This window comes from Lactobacillus nasalidis, assembly GCF_016587775.1.
Classification (GTDB): Bacteria; Bacillota; Bacilli; order Lactobacillales; family Lactobacillaceae; genus Lactobacillus; species Lactobacillus nasalidis.
In genome coordinates this window covers 1-6,464 of record NZ_BOCG01000243.1, presented here as the reverse complement: position 1 = coordinate 6,464, position 6,464 = coordinate 1, and the positions used below count along the sequence as shown (strand labels likewise).

The 6,464-nt window shown below is 54.7% G+C and carries 7 protein-coding genes; 2 read left to right on the top strand and 5 right to left on the bottom strand.

Features of this window, described 5'->3' with window-relative positions; all coding sequences use genetic code 11:
* The 3 genes from lacNas_RS04090 to lacNas_RS04080 all read right to left on the bottom strand — a co-directional run.
* On the bottom strand, positions 1–807 hold an 807-nt coding region (locus tag lacNas_RS04090; protein WP_201331839.1), incomplete at its 3' end, for a glycerate kinase.
* Positions 808–910: 103 nt separating this feature from the next.
* Entirely contained in the window at positions 911–1,765 is an 855-nt protein-coding gene (locus lacNas_RS04085) for a hypothetical protein (RefSeq protein ID WP_201331838.1), read from the bottom strand.
* 33 nt (positions 1,766–1,798) lie between these two features.
* Positions 1,799–2,191 (bottom strand): hypothetical protein, encoded by a 393-nt coding sequence (locus lacNas_RS04080; protein WP_201331837.1) that lies wholly within the window; start codon positions 2,189–2,191, stop codon positions 1,799–1,801.
* Positions 2,192–2,349: 158 nt separating this feature from the next.
* On the opposite strand from lacNas_RS04080, the gene lacNas_RS04075 reads away from it, so the two are divergent.
* Both lacNas_RS04075 and xerS read left to right on the top strand, forming a co-directional pair.
* Positions 2,350–2,907 (top strand): TetR/AcrR family transcriptional regulator, encoded by a 558-nt coding sequence (locus lacNas_RS04075; protein WP_201331836.1) that lies wholly within the window; start codon positions 2,350–2,352, stop codon positions 2,905–2,907.
* Complete coding sequence (gene xerS, locus lacNas_RS04070; protein WP_201331835.1) at positions 2,876–3,958, top strand: tyrosine recombinase XerS; 1,083 nt, start codon at positions 2,876–2,878, stop codon at positions 3,956–3,958. Before lacNas_RS04075 ends, xerS begins: the two co-directional genes overlap by 32 nt.
* Before the next feature lie 45 nt (positions 3,959–4,003).
* Here the strand turns inward: xerS and pyrC are convergent, their stop codons facing one another.
* Both pyrC and lacNas_RS04060 read right to left on the bottom strand, forming a co-directional pair.
* Positions 4,004–5,287 (bottom strand): dihydroorotase, encoded by a 1,284-nt coding sequence (gene pyrC, locus lacNas_RS04065; protein ID WP_201331834.1) that lies wholly within the window; start codon positions 5,285–5,287, stop codon positions 4,004–4,006.
* Positions 5,287–6,297 (bottom strand): aspartate carbamoyltransferase catalytic subunit, encoded by a 1,011-nt coding sequence (locus tag lacNas_RS04060; RefSeq protein WP_201331833.1) that lies wholly within the window; start codon positions 6,295–6,297, stop codon positions 5,287–5,289. Before lacNas_RS04060 ends, pyrC begins: the two co-directional genes overlap by 1 nt.
* Positions 6,298–6,464 lie beyond the last annotated feature (167 nt).

Genomic DNA, 6,464 nt, shown 5'->3' with positions numbered 1-6,464 from the left:
TCCAGGCCGCATCTGGCAGCAGCTGAAGGCTAAAAAGCCGGCCCCTAAGCCGCCAGCAGCACCGCTGCCGGGCAGCTTTTCAACGTCTTTGCCGACCTGCTCTTTGATCACGGCCGCGTAATGCCGCAGGTTGCCGTCCAGTTCTTCAACCATCGCTTCGTCAGCCCCTTTTTGCGGGCCAAATACTCTAGAAGCCCCAGTCGGCCCGGTCAAAGGGTTGGTCACGTCGCTGGCCAAAACAATCTGAACCTGCTTTAAGCGGGGATCCAGGCCGCTGGCATCAATTCTGGCCAGCCGGCCCAGACTGCCGCCGCCAAAAGGCAGTTCCTTGCCACTTGCGTCTGAAAAGCTGACGCCCAGGGCCTGGGCCATCCCGGCCCCGCCATCGTTGGTCGCGCTGCCGCCAAGGCCGACGATGATTTTCTTGACGCCCCGCTTTAAGGCATCCTTGACCAGCTCCCCTGTTCCATACGTCGTCGCCGTCAGCGGATCGCGCTGCTCCTGGTCAACCAGGCCCAAACCGCTGGCCGCGGCCATCTCGATTACCGCGCTTTCGCCGCCTTGGAACAGGCCGTAGCTGGCGGCAACTTTCCGGCCGTCTGGCCCCGTGACCATCTTTTCGACCTTCTCTCCAGGCTCACAGGAAAGCAGGGCGTCCACCGTCCCTTCCCCGCCGTCCGCCATCGGCACCTGGACGGTCTCGGCCAGCGGAAAGACCCGCTTTATCCCGGCCACCATTGCCCGGCAGGCCTCTTTGGCTGACAAGCTTTCTTTAAAACTGTCGGCTGCCAAAACAAACTTCACCATTTTTTGCCTCTTTCATTGCCATAAATTTCACCTTAATTCTAGCGCTTTTTCCTGCATGCAAAAAGCCGCCCGGCTCCTTCAAGAGTCCAAGGCGGCTTACGTGTCAGTCTTGTTTTTTCAGTCCCTTTTGGGCTTTGATGATCAGCGAAGTGGCCATGATGGAATTGACGACGACTACCACCACACCCAGGCACAGGGTCATGACCGTCTTCATCTTCGAGTCGTTGTGGCCAAAAGTATAGATCATGGCGACTTCCAAAGAGATCATGGAAATCATCGCGACCGTCAAGTTGATGCACTTGCTGGCAAAAACTACCACGTCCGAATGCCGCCGGTATTTGAAAACGTTGATGAAGGCCATGGTGATCAGGTAAAAGTCATAAAGAGCCATCAAATAGATCAGATAGCCGTAGTAGTAAAAGACCTGCCGCGCGCTGACAATCAGGATGATGATGCCAGCCAAAACGACGTCCATGGCCAAAAGGGCCAGCCCGACGTGCTTCAGCCGGAGCAGCTGCTTTTTCAGCGGAGACTTGAGATTTTTCAGCAAGGTCACCTTCATCGAGCACAAGAGCAGATAATACACGGCCAGAGTCACGAACCACCAGGAACTGTAATAAACGCCCGCTGCCAGCTTCAACAGCCCGTAAGCAAAGTTGACCGAGAAGCCGACAAGCAGGCTGTACTTGTGAAAGATGCGGATGTTGTCCTGGTAGAAGCGGTAGAGGCGGCTCTTTTCCTTGACCAGCCGGCTCAGCTTCCGGCATCCCCTGACAAAAGCAATGATGAACACGATCAAGGCGTACAGGGAGTACCAGTAGGCCACTTGAGCCAGGGGCGTGTGCTTCAGGTTATAGCTGAAGACGGCATTCAGTAAGGCAGTCGCTGAAACGCAGATCACGGCCAGCAGCCACTTGTTAGGATGAAAGATCCGGTAAATTGTTTGCTTGGCTTGCATGTTTACGGTCCTTTCAATCCCTAACTAAACAAGCTAATTCTTATTGCTGAAATATGAGTAGACCGGGTAGACCAGCACACAGACGATCATGCCGGCCACCCCGCAGGCCAGGCCCAAGAAAAAGTCGCTCTGGCTTGGGCTGCCCTGCATCACCCGGCTCATGCCGAAGCCCATAAGCAGCGCTCCGGCAATGCCGATCACCCAGGCAAGCACGATGCCCCAGTTGACCGGGCCGTGCGGCTTGCGCGGGTGCGTTTTTCTGTAGACCGGGATGATCAAGAGCAGGATGGCCAAGCCGACCACGGAGGTAATCACCCCGCTTTGGAAGAGATTCCATTCAGAAATGAGACACATGCACATCCCCATCGCGAAGACCAGGCCGCCAACCGTACCCAAAACAATTTCCTGCAAAGTTTCTTTTTTCATGACTTGCTCCTTGGTTAAAAAATCATGGTTTGAACAATTTCCTCAAACCAACAGCTGTTGTCTTGATTTGATAACTAGTATAATGGAGCTGAGAATAAAAAGCAGTCATCAATTTTATGATTTCTGTTGGATTATGACCTTTTTGCGGAGAAAAATCAATGCCTAAAACAGAAAAAAGAAAGAAATCACAGGAAAAAATTGAACAGGCCTTCCTGCAGCTGGTTCAAAGCAAGGAAGTCAACCGGATCTCAGTGACGGAGATCTGCAAGCTGGCTGGCTTGAACCGGAGCAGTTTTTATGCCAATTACCTGGACGTTTACGACCTGGTCGACAAGATCCGCGAATGGATGGTCAAGGACTACGCCAGCATTTTTCACGAAAAGCGCGGCAACTCGCGGGAAAACTATTTAAAGCTCTTTACTGACGTGAAGAAGCGGCCCGACTTCTACAGAACCTACTTTAAGCTGGGCTTTGACCAGGACTACAAGATTGTCTATTATGACAAAAAGCTGGCCAACCAGTTCTTCGACGACAAGTATATTGACTACCACACTGATTTTTTCAAGGCCGGCATTACCGCCATCCTCAAGAAATGGCTGGCCGGCGGCTGCCAGGAAAGCGCCGAAGAAATGATGAGCGTCATCGAAAGTGAGTATCAGCACCGCGTAAGCGGCAAGGAGACATATGGAAACCAAAAAATATCTTTCACTGATTGACCGGGAACTGGCTCAGATGCCAGACTTTGTCAAGGAATACCAGCTGGAAACCCGGCACTCCCTGACCACCAGCTACCAGTACCTGACCGAAATGCGCCGCTTTTTCAGCTGGCTGATTGCTGAAGGCCTGACCCAAGCCAAAAGCCCCAGCCAAGTCGCGCCCGCCGACCTGGAGAAGCTGCGCCGCAGCGACGTCCTGCTTTACCTGGACAAGCTGGAGCACAGCAAGAACAAGCAGGGGCACTTGAACTCCCCCACCACCGTCAACCGGTCCCTCAATGCCCTCAGGTCCCTTTACAAGTACCTGACGATCACGGCCGACAACAATCACGGCGAGCCTTACTTTGAGCGCAACGTCATGCTCAAAATCAACTCCCTGCCCTACACCAAGACCCTGAACTACCGGGCGCACGCTCTGGAAGCCCACATGTACACCGGCAATCTCAAATACCAGTTCATGGACTTTTTGGACCAAAAGTATGCCGCCCAGTGCAGCGGCCGGGCCCTGGCCTCTTTCAGCCAGAACAAGGAAAGGGACATGGCGGTCATTGCCTTGATCCTGGGAACCGGCATCAGGGTGTCTGAGTGCGCCGGAGTCGACCTCAAAGACTTCAACCTTAAAGAAGCCACTCTCGACGTCACCCGCAAGGGCGGGCAGCGGGACTCCGTTCCCGTGGCTGACTGGACTCTGCCCTACTTAAAGAGCTACCTGGAAATCCGCGCTGACCGCTACCAGGCTCCCGCGGCCGTAAAAGCCTTCTTTTTGACCAGCTACCACGGGCAGTGCCGCCGGATGACCACCAATGCCATTGAGAAAATGGTCGGCAAGTATTCCGCTGCCTTTGGCCATCCCTTGACTCCCCACAAGCTCCGGCATACGGTTGCCTCTGAACTCTACCAGGCAACCAAGGACCAGGTCATGGTCGCCCAGCAGCTGGGGCAAAAAGGCACGTCGGCCACTGATCTTTATACCCACGTTGACCAAAAAGAACAGCGCCAGGCACTTAATGCCAGCGCCGGAGAAAGCAAAAACAAGCCCTCCTCTGACTAAGAGGAGAGCTTGTTTTGTCTTTTGCTAGTTATTTTCGATTGCGCTTTAATCAGCCAGGTGCTTGTTCTTGTAGACCAACTTGCCGCTGACAAAAGTCATGGCCGTCATGCCGTAGACTTCCTGACCGGTAAACGGCGTGTTCACGCCCTTGGACAGGTAGTCTTCCTCAGCAATCTTTTCAGCATGGTCGAGGTCAAAGACCGCCAGGTCGGCCGCCTTGCCCGGGGCCAAGATGCCGGCGTCCAGGCCGAAGAGCTTGGCCGGCTGGTAGCTCATGAGGTCTAACAGCAAGGCCAGGTCCATCTGCCCGCTCTTGACGAACTTCGTGTACAGGCAGGCAAAAGCCGTTTCGTTGCCGATGATCCCAAAGGCTGCCTTGCGCATGTCGCCGGCTTTTTCTTCCCGGCTGTGCGGCGCGTGGTCAGTGGCAATCAAATCGATCGTCCCGTCCAGCATCCCTTCGATCAAGGCAAACTGGTCTTCCTTTGACCGGAGCGGCGGATTCATCTTGTAGTAACCGTTGTTGCCGTCGATTTCCTCCTCGCTCAAAAGCAGGTGGTGCGGGGCAGCTTCAGCGGTGACGTTGATGCCGTATTCCTTGGCGATCCGGATCAGTTCCACGCTTTCCTTGGTTGACACGTGGCAGGCGTGGTAGTGAACCCCGGTTGCCTGGGCCAGAACCAGGTCTCTGGCCAGCTGGGCTGATTCGCTGACGCCCAGGATGCCTGGCAGCCCCAACTCTTCGGCCTTCTTGCCGGCATTCATTACCCCGTGCTGGTAAAGCGAGTCGTCTTGGATGTGCTCGCAGATGGCCAAGCCAGCCTTGGCCGCCTGCTGCATGGCTTCATACATGGTGCCGGCCTGCTGGACGCCGTGGCCGTCATTGCTGAAGGCAAAGGCACCAGCCTCTTTCAAGGCCTGCATGTCGACAACTTCATCGCTGGTCAGGTCCTTCGTGATTGCCCCGTACTGCTTCAAGTGCACGCAGCTGTTGGCCTCGTTTAAGGCAACCTGCTCTTTAAAAGTTTCCAGGTCATCTGGCACCGGGTCCACGTTGGGCATGGTGCAGACCGTGGTAAAGCCGCCGCGGGCAGCAGCTTCTGACCCGGTCTTGATCGTTTCCTTATAGGTAAAACCAGGTTCCCGGTAGTGCTCGTGGATGTCGACCAAGCCTGGAGCCAACAGCTTGCCGGCCAAGTCGTAAACTTCCGCGTCGCCAGCTGGCAGATCAACGCCGATGGCCTTGATCACGCCGCCGGAAAGCAGCACGTCTTCCTTGATGAATTCGCCTTCCTGGTAAACCAGGCCGTTTTTCAAAAGGGTGGCCATTATTCCAGGCCTCCCAGCTTGCGGCCGCGCAGAACTGCTTCAATCATGGCCATTCTGACGAAGACGCCGTTTTGCATTTGGACCGCGTAGCGTGACTTCGGTGCTTCGACCAGGTCGCCGTCCCATTCAACCCCGCGGTTGATCGGACCTGGGTGCATGATGATGGCATCGTCTTTCAGCATGTCGTAGCGGCGCTGGTTCAGGCCGTATGCGGCGTTGTAGTCCTTAGCGTCAAAAAGCTGTTCAGTCTTGGCTTCTGCCCCGTTGTGGCGTTCGTGCTGAACTCTGAGCAGCATCAAAACGTCAAGTTCTGGGATCATGTCGTCGATGTTCTTGACATAAGTGCCGTACTTGCTGAATTCGTCAGCATCGTACCAGTATTCTGGACCTGAGAAGTAGACTTCAGCCCCCAGGGTGTTCAGAATTTCCATGTTTGACCGGGCAACCCGGGAGTTGGTCAAGTCGCCGACGATCATGATCTTCAAGCCGTCGAAGTGACCGAATTCGTTGTAGATGGTCATCATGTCCAACATGCTTTGTGACGGGTGCTGGCCACTGCCGTCACCGGCGTTGACCAGGCCCATTTCCAGGTGCTGGCCGGCTTGCGGGTGGATGATTTCGTTGTAGTAGGCGTTTTCTGGGTGTCTGATGACGCTGAGTTCGATCCCCAGGGATGCCATGGTCAGTTCCGTGTCATACAGGTTTTCACCCTTGTTGACTGAGGAGTGGGACGGGTCAAACGGGATGACCGTCAGGCCAAGGCGTCTTTCAGCAACTTCAAAGCTGGTGTGGGTCCGGGTTGAGTTTTCAAAGAACATGTTGGTGCAGAAGATGGTCCTGTTCAAAGCTGGAACCTGGCCGCCGTTCTTGAAGTATTGCGCTCTTTGCAGCAGGTGCAGCACGTCGTCAGCACTCAGCTGTTCAACGCTGACGAAGTAAGGCAGGCGGAGCAGGTTGTCTTGCTTGCCTTCAGTCTCGACTACAACTTGGTTTTGGGTAACTGCGTTCATTATGGTTGGCATCCTTTCGAAAATAACTTAAGCAAAAAGACCATTTTAAACACTCAGCCGCCGTGTCTAAAATGGTCTCTCAAAGTCTACTTGATGCTCAGCCGCCGCATTCCTGCCGCACGGCCTTCTTCTCCTGGCATCCGAATTTTCATCGCCGCCTGGAGCAG